The sequence below is a fragment of the Ruegeria sp. YTSC106 genome (genome assembly GCF_059609765.1).
Genome location: NZ_JBXWMI010000009.1, coordinates 120,670 through 141,945 on the forward strand (window position 1 = coordinate 120,670; position 21,276 = coordinate 141,945).

At 57.2% G+C, this 21,276-nt stretch carries 20 protein-coding genes; 7 read left to right on the plus strand and 13 right to left on the minus strand.

Features of this window, described 5'->3' with window-relative positions:
- Positions 1-7 precede the first annotated feature (7 nt).
- Positions 8-1,447 carry a nodulation protein NodH gene (locus AC2FEB_RS13930; RefSeq protein ID WP_496884134.1) on the plus strand — a complete coding sequence of 480 codons (1,440 nt, stop codon included), beginning with the start codon at positions 8-10 and terminating at the stop codon, positions 1,445-1,447.
- Here the strand turns inward: AC2FEB_RS13930 and AC2FEB_RS13935 are convergent.
- From AC2FEB_RS13935 to hslO, 8 genes are all read right to left on the minus strand, one after another.
- Positions 1,444-1,962, minus strand: coding sequence for a L,D-transpeptidase family protein (locus AC2FEB_RS13935; RefSeq protein ID WP_299639158.1), 519 nt, complete (start codon positions 1,960-1,962; stop codon positions 1,444-1,446). The genes AC2FEB_RS13930 and AC2FEB_RS13935 overlap by 4 nt on opposite strands.
- A gap of 59 nt (positions 1,963-2,021) precedes the next feature.
- Entirely contained in the window at positions 2,022-2,807 is a 786-nt protein-coding gene (locus AC2FEB_RS13940) for an ion transporter (protein ID WP_496673593.1), read from the minus strand.
- Between the two features lie 21 nt (positions 2,808-2,828).
- Complete coding sequence (locus tag AC2FEB_RS13945) at positions 2,829-4,058, minus strand: class I SAM-dependent RNA methyltransferase (protein WP_496673596.1); 1,230 nt, start codon at positions 4,056-4,058, stop codon at positions 2,829-2,831.
- Between the two features lie 39 nt (positions 4,059-4,097).
- Positions 4,098-5,930 carry an ABC transporter ATP-binding protein gene (locus AC2FEB_RS13950; RefSeq protein WP_496673599.1) on the minus strand — a complete coding sequence of 611 codons (1,833 nt, stop codon included), beginning with the start codon at positions 5,928-5,930 and terminating at the stop codon, positions 4,098-4,100.
- Positions 5,927-7,765: an ABC transporter ATP-binding protein gene (locus AC2FEB_RS13955; RefSeq protein ID WP_496673602.1), complete on the minus strand. Its 1,839-nt coding sequence runs from the start codon at positions 7,763-7,765 to the stop codon at positions 5,927-5,929. The genes AC2FEB_RS13950 and AC2FEB_RS13955 overlap by 4 nt, the downstream gene beginning before the upstream one ends.
- A 192-nt stretch (positions 7,766-7,957) precedes the next feature.
- Entirely contained in the window at positions 7,958-9,112 is a 1,155-nt protein-coding gene (locus AC2FEB_RS13960) for a CCA tRNA nucleotidyltransferase (protein ID WP_117871309.1), read from the minus strand.
- Positions 9,109-9,723 carry a CoA pyrophosphatase gene (locus tag AC2FEB_RS13965; RefSeq protein ID WP_496673605.1) on the minus strand — a complete coding sequence of 205 codons (615 nt, stop codon included), beginning with the start codon at positions 9,721-9,723 and terminating at the stop codon, positions 9,109-9,111. Before AC2FEB_RS13965 ends, AC2FEB_RS13960 begins: the two co-directional genes overlap by 4 nt.
- Complete coding sequence (gene hslO / locus AC2FEB_RS13970; RefSeq protein WP_117871305.1) at positions 9,698-10,684, minus strand: Hsp33 family molecular chaperone HslO; 987 nt, start codon at positions 10,682-10,684, stop codon at positions 9,698-9,700. The genes AC2FEB_RS13965 and hslO overlap by 26 nt, the downstream gene beginning before the upstream one ends.
- A gap of 76 nt (positions 10,685-10,760) precedes the next feature.
- Between hslO and AC2FEB_RS13975 the strand changes: the two genes are divergently transcribed.
- Complete coding sequence (locus tag AC2FEB_RS13975) at positions 10,761-11,204, plus strand: NUDIX hydrolase (RefSeq protein WP_496673608.1); 444 nt, start codon at positions 10,761-10,763, stop codon at positions 11,202-11,204.
- Here the strand turns inward: AC2FEB_RS13975 and AC2FEB_RS13980 are convergent.
- The gene (locus AC2FEB_RS13980) at positions 11,201-12,475 is read right to left on the minus strand and encodes a PP2C family protein-serine/threonine phosphatase (RefSeq protein ID WP_496673611.1); all 1,275 of its coding nucleotides are present in this window, start codon (positions 12,473-12,475) and stop codon (positions 11,201-11,203) included. The two genes, AC2FEB_RS13975 and AC2FEB_RS13980, sit on opposite strands and share 4 nt — an antisense overlap.
- A 163-nt stretch (positions 12,476-12,638) precedes the next feature.
- Here AC2FEB_RS13980 and AC2FEB_RS13985 point away from each other — a divergent pair, with 163 nt between their 5' ends.
- Positions 12,639-12,968: an Hpt domain-containing protein gene (locus tag AC2FEB_RS13985; RefSeq protein WP_496884135.1), complete on the plus strand. Its 330-nt coding sequence runs from the start codon at positions 12,639-12,641 to the stop codon at positions 12,966-12,968.
- On the opposite strand, the gene ilvA is transcribed toward AC2FEB_RS13985, so the two are convergent.
- Together ilvA and AC2FEB_RS13995 are read right to left on the minus strand one after the other, a co-directional pair.
- Positions 12,965-14,191, minus strand: a complete 1,227-nt coding sequence (gene ilvA / locus AC2FEB_RS13990) for a threonine ammonia-lyase IlvA (protein ID WP_496673617.1) — start codon at positions 14,189-14,191, stop codon at positions 12,965-12,967. The genes AC2FEB_RS13985 and ilvA overlap by 4 nt on opposite strands.
- Positions 14,192-14,248: 57 nt before the next feature.
- Positions 14,249-15,016, minus strand: coding sequence for a hypothetical protein (locus AC2FEB_RS13995; RefSeq protein ID WP_496673620.1), 768 nt, complete (start codon positions 15,014-15,016; stop codon positions 14,249-14,251).
- Positions 15,017-15,157: 141 nt separating this feature from the next.
- On the opposite strand from AC2FEB_RS13995, the gene AC2FEB_RS14000 reads away from it, so the two are divergent.
- From AC2FEB_RS14000 to msrA, 4 genes are all read left to right on the plus strand, one after another.
- Positions 15,158-16,384, plus strand: a complete 1,227-nt coding sequence (locus tag AC2FEB_RS14000) for an argininosuccinate synthase (RefSeq protein ID WP_117871293.1) — start codon at positions 15,158-15,160, stop codon at positions 16,382-16,384.
- Positions 16,385-16,416: 32 nt separating this feature from the next.
- Positions 16,417-16,821, plus strand: a complete 405-nt coding sequence (locus AC2FEB_RS14005; protein WP_117872921.1) for a DUF1810 domain-containing protein — start codon at positions 16,417-16,419, stop codon at positions 16,819-16,821.
- A gap of 79 nt (positions 16,822-16,900) precedes the next feature.
- Positions 16,901-17,182, plus strand: a complete 282-nt coding sequence (locus AC2FEB_RS14010; protein ID WP_117871291.1) for an SCP2 sterol-binding domain-containing protein — start codon at positions 16,901-16,903, stop codon at positions 17,180-17,182.
- Positions 17,183-17,374: 192 nt separating this feature from the next.
- A complete protein-coding gene (msrA, locus tag AC2FEB_RS14015) occupies positions 17,375-18,046 on the plus strand; it encodes a peptide-methionine (S)-S-oxide reductase MsrA (RefSeq protein ID WP_299899820.1) in 672 nt (223 codons plus the stop codon).
- On the opposite strand, the gene AC2FEB_RS14020 is transcribed toward msrA, so the two are convergent.
- Both AC2FEB_RS14020 and AC2FEB_RS14025 read right to left on the minus strand, forming a co-directional pair.
- On the minus strand, positions 18,043-18,915 hold the full coding sequence (locus AC2FEB_RS14020; RefSeq protein WP_496673624.1) for a ribokinase: 873 nt from the start codon (positions 18,913-18,915) through the stop codon (positions 18,043-18,045). The genes msrA and AC2FEB_RS14020 overlap by 4 nt on opposite strands.
- 3 nt (positions 18,916-18,918) lie before the next feature.
- The gene (locus AC2FEB_RS14025) at positions 18,919-21,174 is read right to left on the minus strand and encodes an NADP-dependent malic enzyme (protein WP_496673627.1); all 2,256 of its coding nucleotides are present in this window, start codon (positions 21,172-21,174) and stop codon (positions 18,919-18,921) included.
- Between the last annotated feature and the right edge of the window lie 102 nt (positions 21,175-21,276).

Here is a 21,276-nt window from a genome sequence, read left to right on the forward strand (position 1 = left end):
TTTGCCCATGTCAGCCAGTTTTGACTACTTCGTGATTTTGGCCGCCATGCGAACAGGTTCGAACCTGCTCGAAGCCAACCTGAATGCGATGGATGGGATTACCTGTCACGGAGAGGCATTCAACCCGCATTTCGTCGGCAGCCTGAAATCCGACCACCTGCTCGGCCTGTCGCTGGAAGACCGGGATGCGGATCCGATGCGAATGCTCAAAGCCATCCGATCAGCGCCGGGCGACATCAATGGCTTTCGATATTTCGAAGACCATGACCCACGTATCCTGAAACCCATTCTGAACGACCCGTGCTGTGCCAAGATCCTTCTGACCCGCAATCCATTGGACAGCTATCTGTCGCTGAAAATCGCGCGGAAAACGCAGCAGTGGCTGCTGAAGAATGTCAAACGTCGCGTCGACGCGCAGGTTGTCTTCGACGCCGACGAGTTTTCGGATTATCTGAACCAGGTGCAAGGCCATCGGCTTATGGTACAACGGCACTTGCAAAAAACAGGCCAAACAGGGTTCTTCATTAACTATGACGACCTGACCGAGTTGGAGGTCATAAACGGTCTGGCTGCATGGTTGGGCGTCGAGGCGCGGCTGACCAGGCTGGATGATTCCCTGAAGCCACAAAACCCGGCACCGGCTTTGTCCAAGGTCACCAATCCTGAAGAGATGAAGCAAGCCCTGTGCGACCAGGATCGGTTCGGATTGCATCGGTCAACAAGCTTTGAACCGCAGCGCGGGGCGGCTGTGCCGATTTACGTTGCCGCAGCCCGGTCTCCATTGATGTATTTGCCCATTCGCGGTGGAATAGAGCCTGTTATTGAGCAGTGGCTGGCTGATCTGGACGGATGCCCGAAGGACAAGCTGATCACGGAGCAGAACCGCAAACAGATCCGTTCCTGGAAGCAGAACCATCCCGGTCATCGGCAATTCACGGTTCTGCGGCACCCTCTGGCCCGGGCACATACGGTGTTTTGTCAACACATTCTTAGTACGGGGCCAGGCAGCTACAAGATGGTGCGGAACTATCTTCGTAACCGGCTCAAACTGCCAATCCCGGGGCAAGTACGGGACACCAATTATTCTGTCGAACAACACCGTGAAGCATTTTCGGGTTTTCTGGGCTTTTTGCGCCTCAACCTGAACGGGCAGACGCCGATCCGTGTAGACGGTACGTGGTGCAGCCAGTCCAGAACACTGGAGGGAATCGCATCCTTCACCATGCCGGATCTGATTCTGAGAGAAGAGGACCTGTTGACGGCTTTGCCGGATCTGGCACGCAACCTGGGGCATTCAGATCCGCCTCCACCAGGTCACTGCGCGCCGGATGAACCATACGCTCTGGACCAGATCTACGACGAAAACCTCGAGGCGCAGGCAGTTGCAGCGTACCAGCGCGACTATGAAACCTTCGGGTTCAGTGACTGGCTGCCGAAAACAGCCTAAGGACGCAGGGTGATCAGCGTGCCTTTGTTAACCATCGAATATATCTCTTCGATTTCGTCATTCTTGACCGCGATGCATCCTGCCGTCCAATCCCGCGTCTTTTTTGCGCGTTTCCGCTCTGAGCGCAGATTGGGTTCTCCGTGGATGAATATATCTCCACCCGGATCAACGCCCGCGGCTTTGGCTTTGGCGACATCCTGCGAGTTGGGATAGGATATGCCTATGGACAGATGATATCGGCTTCTGGGGTTGCGACGGTCGATCAGATAAGTGCCCTCGGGCGTCCGGCCGTCGCCGCGCTGGTTCTTTGTTCCATTTGGCGCAAACCCCAATTCGACATCATATTCCTTGAGGATTCTTTCGTGGTGCAACAAGTAAAGCTTACGCGTGCTCTTGTTGACCACCAACGATGTCACCTCGGGTCCGTTATAAGTCAGAAATCTTGGGCTGCCAGAGGCACAAGCCGAAAGGCTCAGCGTTGCCAACGCCCCCAATCCGAATACTCGACGATCCATGTTTCACTGCCTGCTCTGCTTTTTTTTGATCATTATGCCAAAAAAGGAAAAAACTGAAATCACTTTTTGATGTTCGACTGCTCGGCCAGTCGACGTTCAATGCTTTCCAGCCGTTCCAGAACCTCATCTCGATAGGCGTCGGTTTTAACTTCATCCTCGGCGTGGTGGGCATCCTGCATCGAATTTACGATCAGACCCACCAAGAGGTTCACCACGGCAAATGTGGTGACCATGATGAATGGAACAAAGAAGACCCAGGCATAGGGATAGATCTCCATCACCGGGCGCACGATGCCCATCGACCAGCTTTCCAATGTCATGATCTGGAATAGCGTATAAGCAGACAGGCCCAGATCGCCGAACCAACCCGGGAACGATGTCGAGAACAACTTGGTCGAGATAACCGCCCCGATATAGAACAGAATTGCCATCAGCAGAAACACGCTGGCCATTCCGGGAAGGGCGGAGATGAACCCCTCGACCACGCGACGCAGGCGAGGCGCGACGGAAATCACGCGCAACACCCGCAAAATTCGCAGGGCACGCAGCACCGACAAACCTCCGGCACTGGGAACCAGGGCGATGCCTACGATCAGGAAATCGAAAATGTTCCAGCCATTGGTAAAGAACCTGCGCCCGGTGGCGATCAACTTCATGGTAATTTCGACCACGAAGATCGTCAGGCAAAGTCTATCCAGCGCGACGATCAGCGGACCTGCTAACTCCATCAGGGTTGGCGATGTCTCCATCCCCAAAAGAATGGCATTGAAGATTATGACAGCAGTAATGAAGCGACCGAATACCGGCGCTTCGATAATGTTCAGCAACTGCTGTTTAATCCCCATGAGTCGCATTCCCCTGCCTGATCAAGTTGCGGCGCTCAGGACAAACCGCCCAGCGAGTTCCGTATGTGAAGACCATCGAAACTGGTCAACGACCTGTACCCATTCAAGGGTGTAACCCGCGTTAACCAGCGTTTTCGCATCGCGCGCAAAGGTGACAGGACTGCACGATACATAGGCAATCACCAGGCGTTGCGACTGTGCAATCTCATCTACCTGCGCTTCGGCACCGGCGCGGGGCGGGTCCAGCACTATCGCGTCGAAAGATTTCAGCTCGTCCGGCATCAGCGGGCGGCGGAACAGGTCGCGGACCTCGGTCGTTACACGTTTCAACCCCTGTGTCCGGCGCCAGCCCTGATCGAGTGCCTGAATCATGGCAGCTTCGCCTTCAACCGCGTGAACTTCGGCGTTTTCCGCCAATGGCAGTGAGAACGTTCCGCTGCCCGAAAACAGGTCAACGATACGCTTCGCACCTTGTGTTGCTTCGAAAACAGCCTGTAATAGAGCCTGTTCGCCGTCCTTTGTTGCCTGCAAAAAACCTCCGGGAGGCGGCGTGACGCTGGCTGTCCCAAAACGCTGAACCGGCGCATGCCGCATGGCAATAACCTCACCATCCCAGCTGAGCCGGGCCAGACCATGCTTCTCAGTCGCCTGCGCCAACGCCAGTTCCAAGGGGCCGTCCAGAGGTTTGCCGCCTTTGACGGCCACGTCCAGACCACCTTCGGACAGTGTGAGCGTGACGGCCAAAGCGCCCTTGCGGCTTCCTCCCAGAACAGCCAGCGCCTCGGCCACCGGAATAGCCGCGATCAATTCCGGCTCAAGCAACCGGCAGTCGGGTATCTCTGTGATCGTGCCCGATGCACGACCGTGAAACCCCGCCAACGTGCCCTTCTTCGTGCGCCTTACGGCAATCGTAGCGCGCCGCCGCGACTGTTCGGGCGATGTGTGTATTGGGCGCAGTGGCGCTTCGAGACCTTGCGCCGTCAGCGCGTTGTTGACGATTTGCAGCTTCCAATCGGTCACAAATGCATCAGATGCATGCTGCAACTGGCAGCCACCGCACGCTTTGTAGTGGCGGCAAGAAGCTTTGACACGATGTTCGGACGGTGTGTCGACCCGGATATCGGTCAATTGCTGGCCAACAAGGGTGCCGCTGACGATTTCGCCCGGAAGGGTGCGTCGGGCGTAGATGGGGCCATCGGCAATGCCGTCGCCCTGATGTCCAAGCCGTGTGATTGTGAATTGCTGCGTCATGGGAGGCCTGATAGCCGGGCTTTCACAGCAACAAAACCCTTATTCCGCAGCTTCTGCCTGAATGAAGCCGCCCGACTGCCGGTGCCAGAACCGTGCATACAGCCCGCCCAGGTCCAGCAACGCCTCATGGGTTCCGGTTTCCACGATCCGTCCCTGATCAAGAACAACGATGCGGTCCATTTCGCTGAGCGTGGACAGACGGTGCGCTATGGCCAGCACGGTTTTACCCTGCATCACCCGATGCAGCGCAGTCTGAATCGAAGCTTCAACCTCGGAGTCCAGCGCCGATGTCGCTTCGTCGAGAACCAAAATTGGGGCATCTTTCAGAATGGCCCGCGCCAGAGCGATCCGTTGCCGCTGTCCGCCGCTGAGCTTTACGCCACGCTCCCCCAGATGAGCATCATAGCCCTTACGACCATGAGCATCTTCAAGACTCAGGATGAAGTCATGCGCTTCGGCCTTCTTTGCGGCCTCGATCATCTCGGCCTCTGACGCGTCCGGCCGACCATACAAAATATTCTCACGAGCGGATCGGTTGAACATCGCCGTTTCCTGCGTGACCATACCGATCTGCCGGCGCAGACTGTCTTGCGTCACCTGCGATACGTCCTGGCCATCGATACGAATAGCGCCATTTTCCTTGTCATAGAGCCTGAGCAACAGCGAAACGAGCGTGGATTTCCCCGCCCCCGAGGCACCGACGATGCCCAATTTTTCACTCGGATCGATGGTCAGGGTCAAATCCATGACCCCACCGATATCGCGACCATAGGCAAAGCTGACGGCTTCGAAGGTAATCGATCCTTCGGTCACATCAAGGTCCTTCGCGCCGCGCATATCTTCAACCCGGTCACGCTTGGCCAGCGTTTTCATCCCGTTTTCAATTTCACCGACATTGGCATACAGCCCCATCAACGTGAAACTGACCCAACCGGTCATCTGAGCTATACGGATCGAAACGGCCCCGGCAGCCACGATATCCCCGGCGGTCGCCATGTCGCCCTGCCACAGCCACAAGGTTGCGCCCAGCAGCAAGACGGGCAGGACTCCAGCCAGCGTCATGAGGATGAACCGGAAACTGGCCGACAACTTGCCAAAATCCAGAGATTTTTCACGCAGATCCACCATCGATTCACGCGCGGCCTGATCTTCAAAAGCGGAATGGGCGAAAAGCTTTACAGTCTTGATGTTGGTGATCGTATCAACCACCTGCCCGGACACCATCGCCCGCGCCCCGGCCCGCGCCGCCGACCGCACTCGGATGCGCGGCAAATACCAGCGCACAAGCAGGAAGTAGATCACAAGCCACGCGGCAAAGGGCAACATCACCAAAGGATGTATAGACCCTAACAAAAGCAAAGACCCCACCAGAGACGCCAGGGCAAACACAATCGCGCTGATGGTTTCCGACACGACCGACGCCATGGAGTTCGATGTCTGCATCTGTTTCTGAGCGATCCGGCCGGCAAAGTCGTCATCGAAATACGTCACCGATTGGCCCAGCGTCCAACGGTTCAGCTTGGCCAGCACCAAAGGTGTGATGTTTGGCATGACAATGTAATTGTTCGACAAAGATGACAGGCCAAACAGGATCGGGCGAAGCAACATAAAGAAGGCGACCGCACCGAAGATCATCCACATATTCGCCGGGGTCAGAAAATTCTCGGGCCCGCTTGATATCGCCACATCAATCACACGGCCCAGAATCCACGCTGTCCCCGCCTCCATCGCACCTGCAGTGGCCGAGAAGATTGCCGCAACAAACAACATCGGCCACGCGCCGGACAGGCTCCAGCGAATGAACGCCCCCAACGTCTGCGGCGGGGGCGTTTCGATGTTCCTGAACGGATAGATGAGGTCGGCAACCCTCATTCAACGGCCTCCGGGTTCATGAAACCACCAGATTGCCGCGCCCAGAATTGGGCGTAAAGGCCACCCTGCGCCAGAAGGTCGGAATGCGTGCCTTCCTCAACGATACGGCCAGCATCCATAACCAGAATCCGATCCATCTGCGCGATGGTACTGAGCCGGTGGGCGATGGCGATCACGGTCTTTCCTTGCATCATGCCGTAGAGGGTTTCCTGAATTGACGCTTCGACCTCGGAATCTAGCGCGGATGTCGCCTCATCCAACAACAAGATCGGCGCATCCTTCAGGATCACCCGCGCCAGCGTCACGCGCTGCCGCTGTCCACCGCTGAGCTTCACCCCCCGTTCGCCGACATGTGCGTCGTACCCGGTCCGACCCTGCGGATCTTGCAAGTCGAGGATAAACTCATGCGCTTCGGCCTGCTTGGCGGCGGCGATCATCTGCGCCTCGGACGCATCCGGCCGGCCATAAAGGATGTTGTCGCGTACAGAGCGGTGCAGCAAGGCGCTGTCTTGTTGAACCATACCGATATGACTGCGCAGGCTGCCCTGGGTGACGTTCGCAATGTTCTGACCATCAATTAAAATCGCACCGCGCTCAACGTCGTAGAACCGCAGCAGCAACTTTACCAAGGTCGATTTGCCAGCGCCGGAGCGACCGATCAGGCCAATCTTTTCACCCGGTTGAATGGTCAGATTGATATGGTCCAAGCCGCCGGCCTCGCGACCATAGTGATGCGAGAGGTCACGGATCTGGATCTCTCCCTTGCCGAGCCGCAAGGGTTTTGCATCAGGTGCATCGATCAAATCGATGGGCTGGGCAATGGTCTCCATCCCCTCGGCCACGATACCAAGTTGGCGGAAAAAGCTGGTCAGGGCCCACATGATCCATCCGGTCATGGCGTTCAGGCGCAGGGTCAGCGCCGTGGCCGTTGCAACAACTCCGACCGAAGCGCTGCCCTGCATCCACAACGCGATCGCCCAGCCCACAACGCCCACGATCAGCATGCCGTTCAATGTGACCAGAACGGCATCCATGATAGTGAATATTCGCATTTCGATCTGAAATGTCCGGCGGGTTTCCTCGATCGCTTCACGGGCATAGTCCAGCTCTTGCGGGCCATGGGCAAACATTTTGACCGAATGGATGTTCGTATAGCTGTCCACGACCCGTCCCGTGACCGTCGAACGCGCATCCGATGCCGCCTTTGACGCCGGACCGACACGCTGAACAGTCCATCGCACCAGTGCCGCATAGAACGCAAACCAGATCAACAGCGGGATCAATAATCGCGGATCCGCCGCATACAGCAGGAACGCCGCACCGATCAAATAGGCCAACGAAAAGGAAATCGCGTCAAAAACCTGAAAGACCACTTCACCGGCCGCAGGCGGTGTCTGCATGATCCGGTTTGCAATCCGCCCGGCAAAGTCGTTTTCGAACCAGCCAACTGATTGACGCAAAACATGTTTGTGCGCACGCCAGCGGATCAATGTGCCAAAGTTTGGCAAGATCGTATTGTTCAGAATAAGTACATCGACCAGATGCAGAAGCGGTCGAAATAGCAACACAAAGGCCGCCATCAAAAGCAATTCCGTTCCGTGGTTTTGCCAGACCTCTGACGGCGTACCGCCCAACATATCCACAACGCGACCCATGTAATAGATCAGTCCGATTTCAACGCCCGCGACGACAATGGAAATCAGCGCCGCCCAGAAAAATACCCGAAAGAACGGTCGCGAATAGTCCAGCATGAAGGGCCACAAGCGCGTCGGCGGTATATCAGCCTCGCGGTAGGCAACAAAAGGGTCAACAAGGTTTTCGAAATAGCGAAACATGGAGAGTGCTCCGATTGAGCAGAAACTAAAGACGTGCGAAGAAAGATGGCGCCTGAACACCACCCTTTACGGGGCAAGTGTCCCGGCTTTAGCCGAACCAGATCCCGTAATACATTCGCATTCCTCCATCCATGTGACTGGCGCACCTAAACACAAAGGATCAATGTTGTCATCCCTTTTTGAGACTTCGTACTAGTGTGCCAGCAACTCTTCGCGAGACAGCGCAAAACCGGATGCGATCCAGCGTTTTTCCAGCTCGGCCAGCTTCTTGCCCAGCGCCGGGCCGGTGAAGTTGGGGATCAGATCCCTGGCCTGGACGGGGAAACGCGCTGCTGCCCCGGCGTGCAGATCGCGCCGCAAATCTTCGGACCAGGGTTGTTCCAGAAAAGCGCAGCGCAAAAGCGTCTCGTGCAAACCACCTTCGTCGCCATAGCGATATCCCAGTTCAGCAATACTGGTTGCGGCCTGTGCCTCTTCGCGCATCCTGATCAGGCGTTGCAACTGCGAACGGCTCAACCGCAATGTGGCGGCATTATCGGGCGTAGCAATCGCAGCCAGGCGACGCACCGGATCGGGATCGGCACCAGCCGCCCGTTCCAGCGCGATCAAAGGGGCCAAAGACCGATCGTCCGCACCCGGTAACACCCGGGCCAAAACACCTGTACTGCGCATGGTCGCAACGGCGGGGGCTGGATCAGGCGATGCCAGCAATTTCAACAGTTCTGCCCCGACCCTCTCGCGCGACAGCGATTCCAGCCCGTCAAGATTGGCACCGATGGCGGCCAGCGCATCGGGATCAAAACCGGCATCCGGATCCCCGTACCAGGCGTGAAAACGAAAGTAACGAAGCGAGCGGAGATAGTCTTCACGTATACGATTCTCGGCTGTTCCGATAAACCGCACCAACCGGGCCTCAAGGTCGGGAAGGCCCCCAAGCGGGTCTAAAACAGTGCCATCGGGCTGTGCGTAAATCGCGTTCATTGTGAAATCACGTCGCGCCGCGTCTTCTTCGACGTGATCGGAAAATGCCACGACAGCACGACGACCGTCGGTTTCCACGTCACGGCGGAAGGTCGTGACCTCGTGCGGGATACTTGCGCTGACCACTGTGATCGTACCATGCTCGATGCCGGTTGGAATGGCCTTGAGCCCGGAAGCCTGCGCCATTTCGATGACCCGCTCGGGTTTTGCGTCGGTGGCGATGTCGATATCCGAAACCGGCGCGCCAAGCAGCGCATTGCGCACGCAGCCACCCACAAAAAGCGCCTGAGCCCCGGATGAGGTCAGGGCCGAACAGACTTTTTGGGTCGCTGGCTCACTGATCCAGGGCTCGTCAATCTGCATCATTCATTCACCCGTGCTGCAAGCCCGCGCAATATGCGGGCGGTCGCGCCCCAAATGTAATACGGGCCGTACGGAACTGCGTAGTATCTGCGTCTCTGGCCGCGCCATCGGCGCGACTCAACCAGATAATTCTCAGGATTCAAAAGATGGGCAAGGGGGGTCGAGAAAACTTCGTCCACTTCGCCGGGCTCAGGCACGGGTTGGAACCTGTCCCGCAATACAGCGACCACAGGTGTTACGGTGAACGAGGTCACGGTTTCATGCGTCGGCAGAAACCCGAGGATCTCTGGCATTTCCGGGGGCAGGCCGATCTCTTCCTGAGCTTCCCGCAAAGCCGCTGCTGTAACATCAGCATCGGCTTCGTCCTGTTTGCCACCGGGAAAGGCGATCTGGCCCGGGTGATGCTTCAGCGCGGATGAGCGCTTGGTCAGGATGACCTGCGGTGTATCTTCAGTCAGAGAAATTGCCACCAGAACACCGGCGGGCCGTAACCGGCGCCCGGGCGGCAGAACGGTATCCGGGTTCAGGTCAAAATCGCTGGACCCGTGACCTGGGCGGCGCAGGGCCGCCCGGATTTTTTCAACTGGGTCATTCACCTTTGGTGTCTTCGGCATCGAACCCGACAGTTGCCGGGTCCAACACATAATGAGCCCCGCAGAACTGACAATCCGCGGTGACCTCGCCCTCGGGTGTGGTCATCTTTTCGATATCCTTGGCCGAATAGATTGACAGGCTCTGTCGCACACGATCCTCGGAACAGGTGCAGCCAAATTGCACAGACTGCGCATCATAAACACGCGGCTGTTCCTCGTGAAACAGACGAACCAGAAGGTCGGTCGGCGCAACAGAGGGGCCGATCATTTCCAAGTCCTCGACAGTATCCAGCAGGATGTTGACGCGACCCCAGTTTTCACCTTCTTCGCCGTCGACCAGATCGGTAGCGGTCAGGATTTCACCCGTTCCTTCACCCGACGCTGCAAAGGGCGACGCTTTGGGCATGTGCTGCAGCATGATGCCGCCTGCGCGCCAATGCTCGCCCACGCCCGGCTCGGTCGATCTGCCGAAGCTCAGCGAAAACCGCGTCGGCAGCTGTTCGGACTGCGCAAAATAAGCCTCGGCACATTCACTCAGCGATCCACCGGACAGCGGAGTGATGCCCTGGTACGGCTGTGTGCCCTCACCCTGATCGATCATGATGGCAAAATACCCTTCGCCCACCTGATCGAAAGGCGCGGAATTGGTCAACCGGTCCCGGTCAAAGCTAGCATAAGCCCGAATCTGAGCGGACTGACCCTCTTCCTGCGGCGCATAATAGTCGGTGGCGATCATGCGGACCGCCCCTTTGGACTGCACCTGCAACGACAATTTCCAGCGCAGCGCAACTGTCTGGCCGATCAAAGCGGTCAGCAAGGCCATCTCGGCCACCAGCGCCTCGACCTGCTTGGGATAGTCATGCTGTTTCAGGATGCCATCCAGCACGCCATCCAGACGGGCCACGCGGCCGCGCATGTCGGATGCATCAAGTTGAAAGGGCAGGACGGTATCGTCCCACGCGATTTTTGTTCCAAGAGACATGGGGTTTCCTTACACGCCACGGGTTGGCATACCGGCACCATATAGGTCGTACAGATTGGGTTGTAAGGGGCCATACATGATCAGGCGGTTCGGTGAAACCCCCGAGACGGGGCGGAAATATACCCGGAGGGTTGGCGTCTATGCCCTTTTGCCACGTGGCAGGCAATTACTGTTGACCTGTCAGACAGAGCCGGGCCCGGATCTGCAATTGCCGGGTGGAGGCATCGATCCAGGCGAATCACCGATTTCAGCCTTGCATCGCGAAGTCTATGAAGAAACCGGGTGGCACGTCGCCAATCCGCGTCGTGTCGGCGCTTTTCGTCGGTTCACCTATATGCCCGAATACGATCTGTGGGCTGAAAAGGTCTGCCTGATCTACCGCGCCCGTCCCATACGCCGCAAAGGCCCTCCGAGCGAAGCGTTCCACGAAGCTTTGTGGATGGAAGCCACCGATGCCGTTGAATTGCTGGGCAATGACGGTGACCGGCACTTTGCGGAAATGCATCTCAGTTCGATTTAAGGCCCGTTATATTCGAAGAAAACGGCGGATACGTCATCCCCAATGCTATCTTTGGGCGAAATCTCTTGCGTCAATCGCCAGAACATGTCGTCCAGAAACTCCGACCCGCCCTTTGCAGAAATGCACAGCTGGGCCATCTCTCGCAAACCGTCTTCTTCCAGCAAACCACCTTCAGCGAGCTGACATTCGGTAAACCCGTCCGAGTACACCAACAGCTTGTCGCCGGGTTTCATTTGAGTCTCGATCTGCTGAAAGCTCGCGTCTTCGATCAACCCGATCGGCAACCCGCCATCACCCAGAAATTCAGCACTGCCATCCTGCCGCAGCAGGAGCGGATGCGGATGCCCGGCCTGTACCATTTTGAGATGCCCGTTTCGAAGATCCACAATGGCGTAGACCATCGTGAAGTATTCCTCGATCCCTTCATCCGCCATCAATCGGGAATTGAGCATACTGGCGACGTCTTCCGGAGGCAGCAGTGCGTAGAATTTGTTAAACCTCTTTTCCATTGCGACATTTTGATCAAAGTGTTTGCTTGAAAGATAGCCGCCCAGACGCGCCGTCATCATGGCCGAGGTGATGCCATGTCCGGATACATCGATGCTGTAGAACCCCAGCCGATTGACCCCGGGCGAGAACATGCCAACAAGGTCTCCACCGATATGGCCACAGGGTTTCAACAACAGGCTGACCCGGGATTTTCCAAAGCTCCGCGTAAATTCCGGAACCAGCGATTCCTGGATTTTACGGGCCTGTATGAGGTCCTTGTCGATCGCGTCATGAGCCAGCCTGAGTTCCTCCAGCGCGGACTCAATCAAGCGGTTTTTCTGCGAAAGCTCGCGCTGCATGTCCAGAATGCGCGCACCTGCGGATATGCGTGCCCGCAACTCATCCGCCTCAAGGGGTTTGATCAGAAAATCGTCTGCCCCGGCATCCAGCCCGCGTGCAACCTCCTGCTTTTCACTTTTTGAAGTCAGCAGGATGAAATAACAGTATTGATCGGTATCCAGGGCGCGAAACGCATTGCAAAACTCAAGCCCGCTCATCCCCGGCATGACCCAATCGCTGAGAACAAGGTCGGGTGGATCATCCAGACAATGCGTCAAAGCCGCATCGCCCGTCTCTGCCTCGACCACCTCAAAGCCCCATTTTCTGAGCGATGCGACCAGGATGCGCCGCTGCAGACGGCTGTCATCCACCACCAGCACCTTACGGATCGCGCCGAAATCCAGATCCGATCTGGTTTCCTCAAGACTCGTCCTTGGCACCATTTACCCTCTGATCTTATGCGTTCATTCACACACGGCGATCCTAGCGGCGACGGTTTTAACATCCGGTGAAGACCGAAGGCTGCAATCCCGCTTGGCGGTTAACCCGGTTTTTACTGGTGTTGCCTATTCCTGAAAACGCATGTTCAACGGCAGGTGACGCAGTATGATCCACTGGGGCAGAGTCAGGCAATTGCGGGACGAAGTTGGCCCGGATGAGTTTGATGAAGTGGTCGACATCTTTCTGGATGAAGTACAGGAGGTCATCGCCCGCCTGCATCAGGATACAAGCCGGTCCGAACTGGAACAGAATCTGCATTTCCTGAAGGGCAGCGCGCTCAGTCTTGGATTCGACCAGTTCTCGAAACTCTGTCAGGACGGCGAACGGCAGGCGGCCGCAGGTCAGGGCGGGGATGTCGATCTGCCCGCTATTCTAGCCGTATTTGACAGCTCGAAACAGAAATTCGAGGCTGAGCTGCGCCAGAACCTGGATTAAATCACGAACTGCGCCAGCGTTTCGTCTTCGGTTATGTCGGTGTAGGTGAACCCTGCCTCATCCAGATGCGCAAACAGACGCATGAAGTTTTCAGGCTTGCGGGTTTCGATCCCGATCAGGACCGAACCGAAATTGCGGGCTGATTTTTTCATGTACTCAAAGCGGGCAATGTCATCCTCGGGGCCCAGGATTCCCAGAAACTCTTTCAATGCGCCCGGGCGCTGCGGCAGGCGAAGGATAAAATACTTCTTCACCCCGGAATAGCGTTGGGCGCGTTCCTTGACCTCAGGCAAGCGCTCAAAATCGAAATTACCGCCCGATGTTACGCAGACCACGGTTTTGCCCCGTACAAAGCTTTGGATATCGCCCACCGCTTCGATCGCCAGGGCGCCAGCGGGCTCCAAAACAATGCCTTCGACATTCAGCATCTCGATCATGGTGGTGCAGATTCGGTCCTCGGACAGGACCAGCACATCCGACAGATGGCGTGATTTCAACAGTTCAAACGGTTTCTCACCGATCCGTCCAACCGCAGCACCATCGACGAAGGTGTCCACATGATCCAGCGACACAGGATGCCCCGCAGCCAATGCAGCCCGAAGACAAGCACCTCCAGCTGGTTCGACAAACAGACAATGGCTGCGATCCCCGAACCATGTGGCCACACCCGAGGACATACCGCCACCGCCGACCGGCAGCACAATGTTATCCGGCACACCGCCCATTTGCTCTTCGATCTCGACCGCCAAAGAGGCTTGCCCTTCGATCACATCCGCATCGTCAAACGGTGACAGGAAATGCCCGCCCTGCTGCGTGCACCAGGTTTGCGCGGCGGCCAGAGTGTCATCGAAATAGTCGCCAGTCAGGTGGATCTCGATATTGTCGCCGCCGAAGATTCTGGTCTTTTGAATTTTCTGCTGCGGTGTGGTCACCGGCATGAAGATCACACCCTTCACGCCCAGATGCTTGCACATGAAGGCCACGCCCTGCGCATGGTTGCCTGCGCTGGCACAGACGAACAGGTCCTGCCCCTGCTGTTTTCGCATCGCGTTGAACGCACCGCGGATTTTGTACGACCGCACCGGGCTGAGGTCTTCGCGCTTGAGCCAGATATCGGCCCCATAGCGTTCGGACAGATGAGCATTGCGCTGCAACGGCGTCGCCGGAAACACAGAGCGCATCGCCTGTTCGGCGGCGCGGGCGCGGGTCACGAAATCAGTCATGTCCGTTTCCCTGCCCCATCATCGCGATAAGGGCAAGGAATACATATGTGTACGGGCTTACGACAGCTCGCGCTTTTCGATGAAGACACCGTACATTGTGGTAAAGATACTGATGTTGATCATCGGAAGGATGAGTGTGCCAAAGAACACGGTCAGCAAAACGCCCAAAACCGGAATTATTGCCAGGACAGTGAAAGCCAGCTGCACCAACACCTGGAACAGGAATGCAACGACGAGAAGCAACAAGATTGCACCGCTGACCCCCGCAGTTTTGGTCCATGCATCGCTCAGCGAGATGGGATCACCAATCGCCGCTGCCGGCAGGATAATTGACAGGCGATAGAAGCATACGACCAGAAAAACGGTGTATGCAACCATCAGAATGATCGAAAGCCCCGCAAGGCTTTCGCCTAGTGCTGCAGCGACCAGACCCATGGGGATATACGCGATCATCATCAAAATCCCCAACATCAGGAAGCGACCGAAATAGGCAAGGATCCTGTCGAAACGGAATGTCGGGAGTATTCCCGTGGGGTACTCTTCCATCAGGATGAAGCGGTGCCATGACACCGCGATCCAGAACATGGTTACGAACATTACCGCCAGCAAAACGAACACAAAGACAAAGACTGATCCTGCGGTTACACCCGGTGGCAGATCGACTGCGTTTTCATCAAGCGCTTCAAGCGGAATACCAAGCGCCAAGAACACGCCCACGATAACGATAGTCCCAATCAGAGCAGGGCCAACCGTGATCTGCAGGACCTGCTTCAGGTTCCCAAAAACCATCCGCACCGAATGCACAAATATTTGCCATCCCAACATATGAAACCGCCCTCTCAACCAATGCTTGTTATTCTCTGCCTCCGTTTCACCCCAATTCAGTCACTGCGTCAATCCTCACAACTTGCCCCCGCGCGTAAAACCCGCTAGGGGCCAATCGTTCTACGCATAAAGGGAAGTCAGATGTCCGCGCCCAAGAAAGTTGTTCTGGCCTATTCCGGTGGCCTTGATACCTCGATCATTCTGAAATGGCTGCAAACCGAGTATGGGTGTGAGGTCGTGACCTTCACCGCTGATCTGGGTCAGGGAGAAGAGCTGGAGCCCGCACGCCAGAAGGCCGAACTGCTGGGGATCAAGCCCGAGAACATCTATATCGAGGACATCCGTGAGGAGTTCGTTCGCGATTTCGTTTTCCCGATGTTCCGCGCCAATGCGCAGTATGAGGGGCTGTACCTGCTGGGCACCTCGATTGCGCGGCCGCTGATCTCGAAGCGTCTGGTTGAGATCGCCGAAGCGACGGGTGCCGATGCGGTCGCCCACGGTGCAACCGGCAAGGGCAATGACCAGGTACGGTTCGAACTGGCGGCCTATGCGCTGAACCCCGACATCAAGGTGATCGCACCATGGCGCGAATGGGATCTGACCAGCCGCACCAAGCTGCTGGAGTTTGCCGAACAGAACCAGATTCCGATCGCCAAGGACAAGCGTGGTGAGGCGCCCTTCTCGGTCGATGCCAACCTGCTGCACACCTCGTCCGAAGGAAAGGTTCTGGAAGACCCTGCGGATATGGCGCCTGATTATGTGTACCAGCGTACCGTCCACCCCGAAGATGCCCCGAACGAGCCGGAGTTCATCGAAATCGGCTTTGAAAAAGGCGACGCGGTCAGCATCAATGGCGAGGCGATGAGCCCGGCAACCCTGCTGACCAAGCTGAACGAATATGGCGGCAAGCACGGCATTGGCCGTCTGGACCTGGTCGAAGGCCGGTTCGTCGGGATGAAATCGCGCGGTATCTATGAAACACCCGGCGGCACCATCCTGTTGGAAGCACACCGTGGCATCGAATCCATCACCATGGACCGTGGCGCGATGCACCTGAAGGATCAGCTGATGCCGCAATATGCGGAACTGATCTATAACGGTTTCTGGTACTCGCCCGAGCGTGAAATGCTGCAAGCCGCCATCGACAAATCGCAGGAACATGTCACCGGCACCGTTCGCGTGAAACTGTATAAGGGTCTGGCCTCGACCGTGGGCCGCTGGTCGGATCACTCGCTGTATTCCGAGGCACATGTGACCTTCGAGGAAGACGCCGGAGCCTATGATCAGACCGACGCGGCAGGCTTTATCCAGTTGAATGCCCTGCGCCTGAAATTGCTGGCCGCACGTGACAAGCGTTTGTCCAAGTGATTGACGAAGACGACAACGACGACGAACTCGATATGTTCATCGAGGCGCAGGACACGGTTTGGGCCGATGTCCTGCGTGAACTGGAACAGGGGCAGAAAACCAGTCACTGGATGTGGTTCGTGTTTCCGCAACTGGCCGAGCTGGGCCAGTCCCATATGGCGCAGCTTTACGGCATCGAAGATCTGGATGAAGCGACACGCTATCTGAACCACCCTGAACTGCGCCGCCGTCTGACACATGCGGCCTCGCTGTTACTGCAGCATCAAGGGCGCGACGCCAGCGATATTCTGGGCGGGGTTGATGCAAAAAAGCTTCGTTCTTCGATGACATTGTTTTCCTCGGTGGCGAATGCTCCGGCCGAGTTTCAGGCTGTTCTTGACGCTTTTTATGATGGCGCGCCCTGCGCTCGGACAGTTCAGAGCCTCAGCGCGTCGTGATGGAAAGTTCCAGTCGGGTCAGCCTTGCCTGTTCGATACCTGACGCTTTACGCATTCGGAAACTGCGAAAGGAACCCGGATGCTTCAGGACATCGCCGACGAAATTCAAAAAGGTCTGAACGGCAAAACCTTTGACGGCTCGTTGAAATTCGATTGTGGTGAGGACGGCGTTATTGTTCTGGCGGACAGTCAGGCATCGACTCAGGACCAGGAAACGGATTGCACGATCCGCATCTCGCAGGACAACCTGACCAAGCTTCTGACCGGAAAACTGAACCCGATGACAGGTGTCGCTTTAGGCAAGCTTAAAATCTCGGGCAATATGGGTGTTGCGATGAAACTGGGGCAGTTGCTGGGCTAAGCCGAAGGCAGGTTCATCGCGGACCTCCCCCTTGCCGGGACGCCCATATCCCACCGCCAAGACGGCCCGGTGTAAGGTATTCCACCGACGTCCGCCGCCGATAAACTCGTCTCACCAGCCCGTGACATCAGATGTCAGGCAATTGAATGTCATTCGGGTTCGGGTCACCATGGTGCCGAAAGGAGACCCGACATGTCACGGACCGCTTATCTGGATGCCTTCAAAACAGCCATTCTGTTCACCCTGATCACACTTGCGATGATCCTGCGCGCCCTGCCTGCCCCCGCAGCAGGTGCCGAAACGTTGACGGTTGCTGGAGGATGTTTCTGGTGTGTCGAGTCCGATTTTGAATCTGTACCGGGTGTTGTCGGGGCCGTGTCGGGCTATACCGGCGGCAAATCCGCCAACCCCACCTATGATCAGGTCTCCAAAGGTGGCACCGGTCATTATGAAGCAGTGCAGATTACTTTTGACCCGGCCCGCGTCTCACGTGAAACACTGCTGAACATGTTCTTCCGCTCGGTTGATCCGACGGACGCCGGAGGTCAGTTCTGCGACCGGGGCGACAGCTATCGAACTGCGATTTTCGTCTCTAACAAAGGCGAAAAAGCGTTGGCTGAACAAGCCAAGAAAGAAGCACAACGAGCACTGGGTCAGAATGTTGTCACCCCGATTCTGAACGCAGGCTCGTTTTATCCAGCCGAGGCCTATCATCAGGATTACTACAAAGGGAACAAGCTGATCTTCACCCGCTTTGGACCCAAGCGTCAGCACAGCGCCTATAAAGCATATCGCAAAGCCTGCGGCCGTGACGCGCGCGTCAAACAGCTCTGGGGTTCAGATGCGCCTTTTGCCGGGTCTTAATCGAAGGACGCGTCGCGCACTTCTCTCAGATCCGGAATGACATCGGCCGTGCCGTGCCGCGTGACCATCAGGGCAGCGGCGCGGTTCGCTTGCAGAATGGCCTGTTCCATTGGCATTCCGCGATCCATTCCAGCCAGTACGTAGCCAGTGAAGGTATCACCTGCCCCAGTGGTATCCACGGCCTGCACCTTGTGGGCCGCAAATTCCACCGGGTCATTGCCCTGCTGCAAATACCGAGCGCCTTTTGAACCCAGCGTGACAATGACATGCCGAACGGGAAGGTCAGCCGCACCCATCCCGGACTCTTGCCGCAATTGTTCGGCCTCGACCTCGTTCAGGATCAGGAAATCCAGATAGGGCAGAACCGCCTGAACCGCCTGTGCCTGAAACGGCGCGGCGGCGTAACAAACGGTCAGTCCAAGTTTGCGCCCCAACTGCGCAGCTTCAACTTGTGCGTTGGTTTCATTCTGCAGGATCAGCAGATCACCGGTGTTTGCAGATGACAGAGCCTGCCCCAGATGGCTGATATCCAAGGCGTGGTTGGCCCCCGGATAGAGGATGATCAGATTCTCACCCTCGGCATCCACCGCAATGATTGCGTGCCCCGTCGGCAGGTCCGCCTCCGAGATATAGCGTGTGTCAACGCCATATTCCGTCAGTCGATCCTTCGCCCAGCGCCCATCATGCCCGACGGCACCGATATGGCTGACGCGCGATCCAGCCCGCGCAGCCGCCACTGACATATTGGCACCTTTTCCGCCAAGGAACCGGTCCAGCCCGCGGGCGGCCAGGGTTTCCCCTGGCGCAGGCAGATGCGGCAGGTCGTATACCATATCCGCGTTGATCGAGCCAAGGTTCCAGATCGTCATGGTTTATCCGATGTCGCACGAGGCCAGAATGGCCATGTTCAGAATATCGTTCGCTGTCGAGACGGTCGAGCAAATCTGAATCGGCTTGTCGACACCCGCCAAGATCGGCCCGATCACTGTAGCGCCGCCCATTTCCTGCATGAGCTTGGTCGAGATCGACGCTGAGTGCCGCGCGGGAACGATCAGGATGTTCGCGGGGCCGGTCAGGCGTGAAAACGGGTAAGCCGCCTGCTGATCCACGTTCAGCGCCACATCCACAGTCATCTCGCCTTCATACTCGAAGTCAACGCCGCGCTGGTCCAGAACGGTCGGGGCACGATGCATTTTCTCGGCACGTTCCGAAATCGGGTAGCCAAAAGTCGAGAAACTGACAAAGGCAACCCGAGGTTCCAGACCCATGTGCCGGGCCACTGCGGCCGAACGCTCGGCAATGCTGGCCAGATCGTTTTCATCCGGCCATTCATGCACCAGTGTATCACCGATCAGGACAATCCGGCCTTTATGCAGAAGTGCCGTCACGCCGGCGGCGCCATGGGCGGCATCGGCATCAAATACATGATTGATGCGATCGATTACATGGGCCGATTTTCGTGTTGCTCCGCTAACCAGCCCGTCTCCGTGTCCGTGGGCCAGCATCAGTGAAGAGAACACGTGGCGGTCCCGCGCGGCCAGACGGTGAATATCCTTGCGGTCAAAGCCTTTGCGCTGCAAACGCTCATAGAGGAAATTCGAATAGGTCTCGAGGTGGGTGGTGTTTGCAGCATTCACAACCTCGATCTCCCGCACTGCATCGCCAAGACCGGTGGCTTCAAGTTTTTCTTTGACATCATCCGCCCGGCCGACCACGAGCGCCTTACCAAAGCCGGAACGCTGGTACATGACGGCGGCGCGCAGCACGCGGGGATCATCGCCCTCGGCAAAAATCATGCGGCTTTGCGCCTGTCGCGCCCGTGCGTTCAGCCCGCGCAGAATGCTGGCGGTCGGGTCCATCCGGGACTTCAGGCTCAGCTCGTAAGCCTCCATGTCGATGATCGGGCGACGGGCCGCACCGGTGTCCATCCCTGCCCTTGCTACCGCTGGTGGGATGCGGTGGATCAAGCGCGGATCAAACGGCGTAGGAATAATATAATCCCGTCCGAAGGTCAGCGACTTGCCATAAGCCATCGCGACCTCATCCGGCACATCCTCTCGCGCCAGATTGGCCAGTGCATGGGCACAGGCGATCTTCATCTCGTCATTGATGGCACGCGCGTGGATGTCCAGCGCGCCGCGGAACAAATAGGGAAAGCCCAAAACGTTGTTGACCTGGTTTGGATAGTCGCTGCGCCCGGTCGCTACGATGGCATCCACGCGGACCTCGTGCGCCTCTTCCGGGGTGATTTCCGGATCGGGGTTGGCCATTGCAAAGATCACTGGATTATCGGCCATGCTTGCGACCATCTCCTGCGTGACCGCACCCTTGACCGAAACGCCAAGAAAGACGTCCGCACCCTTCATGGCCTCTTCCAGAGTACGCAGATCCGTGGTGATCGCATGGGCCGACTTCCACTGGTTCATACCCTCGGTCCGGCCTTGGTAGATCACACCCTTGGTATCACAGACGATACAGTTATCGTGCCGCGCGCCCATGGATTTGAGTAGTTCAATACAGGCAATCCCTGCCGCCCCGGCTCCGTTGAGAACGATCTTCACATCCTCGATCTTCTTGCCCGAGATATGCAACGCGTTGATCAGCCCCGCCGCGCAGATCACCGCCGTGCCGTGCTGGTCGTCGTGAAAGACGGGGATGTCCATCTCTTCCTTCAGGCGCTGCTCGATGATGAAACACTCGGGCGCCTTGATGTCTTCCAGGTTGATGCCGCCGAAGGTCGGCCCCATCAGACGCACCGCGCGGCAGAACTCATCCGGGTCTTCGGTATCCAGCTCGATATCAATCGAGTTCACATCCGCAAACCTTTTGAACAGGACGGATTTCCCCTCCATCACCGGTTTCGAGCCCAGCGCGCCAAGATTCCCAAGCCCCAGAACCGCCGTCCCGTTCGAGATTACGGCCACCAGGTTGCCCTTGTTGGTATAGTCATAGGCGGTCTCTGGGTTCTCGGCGATTGCTTCACATGGAACGGCCACACCCGGGCTGTAGGCAAGCGAAAGATCCCGCTGCGTGGTCATCGGGACAGTGGCCTGCACCTCCCACTTGCCGGGGGTGGGGTCGAGGTGAAAGGCCAGCGCCTCTTCTTTGGTGATCTTCGCTTTGGGCATCGGAAATGTCGTTTCTTTACATCTGTTGGGCTTTTGCCTCATAGCGCAGGCAAAGGCGCGCCTCAACGACAATACGTTTTCACCTTTCGTCGCAGGGACCGG

Coding starts and splice junctions, on each gene's coding strand:
- AC2FEB_RS13950 (WP_496673599.1), bottom strand. CDS start 5,930: ATGAGGGTTGCCGACCTCATCTATCCGTTCAGGAACATCGAAACGCCC.
- AC2FEB_RS13985 (WP_496884135.1), top strand. CDS start 12,639: ATGATCCACTGGGGCAGAGTCAGGCAATTGCGGGACGAAGTTGGCCCG.
- AC2FEB_RS13940 (WP_496673593.1), bottom strand. CDS start 2,807: ATGGGGATTAAACAGCAGTTGCTGAACATTATCGAAGCGCCGGTATTC.
- AC2FEB_RS14025 (WP_496673627.1), bottom strand. CDS start 21,174: ATGCCCAAAGCGAAGATCACCAAAGAAGAGGCGCTGGCCTTTCACCTC.
- AC2FEB_RS13995 (WP_496673620.1), bottom strand. CDS start 15,016: ATGTTGGGATGGCAAATATTTGTGCATTCGGTGCGGATGGTTTTTGGG.
- AC2FEB_RS14020 (WP_496673624.1), bottom strand. CDS start 18,915: ATGACGATCTGGAACCTTGGCTCGATCAACGCGGATATGGTATACGAC.
- msrA (WP_299899820.1), top strand. CDS start 17,375: ATGTCACGGACCGCTTATCTGGATGCCTTCAAAACAGCCATTCTGTTC.
- AC2FEB_RS13975 (WP_496673608.1), top strand. CDS start 10,761: ATGATCAGGCGGTTCGGTGAAACCCCCGAGACGGGGCGGAAATATACC.
- AC2FEB_RS13935 (WP_299639158.1), bottom strand. CDS start 1,962: ATGGATCGTCGAGTATTCGGATTGGGGGCGTTGGCAACGCTGAGCCTT.
- AC2FEB_RS13965 (WP_496673605.1), bottom strand. CDS start 9,723: ATGCCGAAGACACCAAAGGTGAATGACCCAGTTGAAAAAATCCGGGCG.
- AC2FEB_RS13960 (WP_117871309.1), bottom strand. CDS start 9,112: ATGATGCAGATTGACGAGCCCTGGATCAGTGAGCCAGCGACCCAAAAA.
- AC2FEB_RS14005 (WP_117872921.1), top strand. CDS start 16,417: ATGTTCATCGAGGCGCAGGACACGGTTTGGGCCGATGTCCTGCGTGAA.
- hslO (WP_117871305.1), bottom strand. CDS start 10,684: ATGTCTCTTGGAACAAAAATCGCGTGGGACGATACCGTCCTGCCCTTT.
- AC2FEB_RS14000 (WP_117871293.1), top strand. CDS start 15,158: ATGTCCGCGCCCAAGAAAGTTGTTCTGGCCTATTCCGGTGGCCTTGAT.
- AC2FEB_RS13955 (WP_496673602.1), bottom strand. CDS start 7,765: ATGTTTCGCTATTTCGAAAACCTTGTTGACCCTTTTGTTGCCTACCGC.
- AC2FEB_RS13980 (WP_496673611.1), bottom strand. CDS start 12,475: ATGGTGCCAAGGACGAGTCTTGAGGAAACCAGATCGGATCTGGATTTC.
- AC2FEB_RS13945 (WP_496673596.1), bottom strand. CDS start 4,058: ATGACGCAGCAATTCACAATCACACGGCTTGGACATCAGGGCGACGGC.
- ilvA (WP_496673617.1), bottom strand. CDS start 14,191: ATGACTGATTTCGTGACCCGCGCCCGCGCCGCCGAACAGGCGATGCGC.
- AC2FEB_RS14010 (WP_117871291.1), top strand. CDS start 16,901: ATGCTTCAGGACATCGCCGACGAAATTCAAAAAGGTCTGAACGGCAAA.
- AC2FEB_RS13930 (WP_496884134.1), top strand. CDS start 8: ATGTCAGCCAGTTTTGACTACTTCGTGATTTTGGCCGCCATGCGAACA.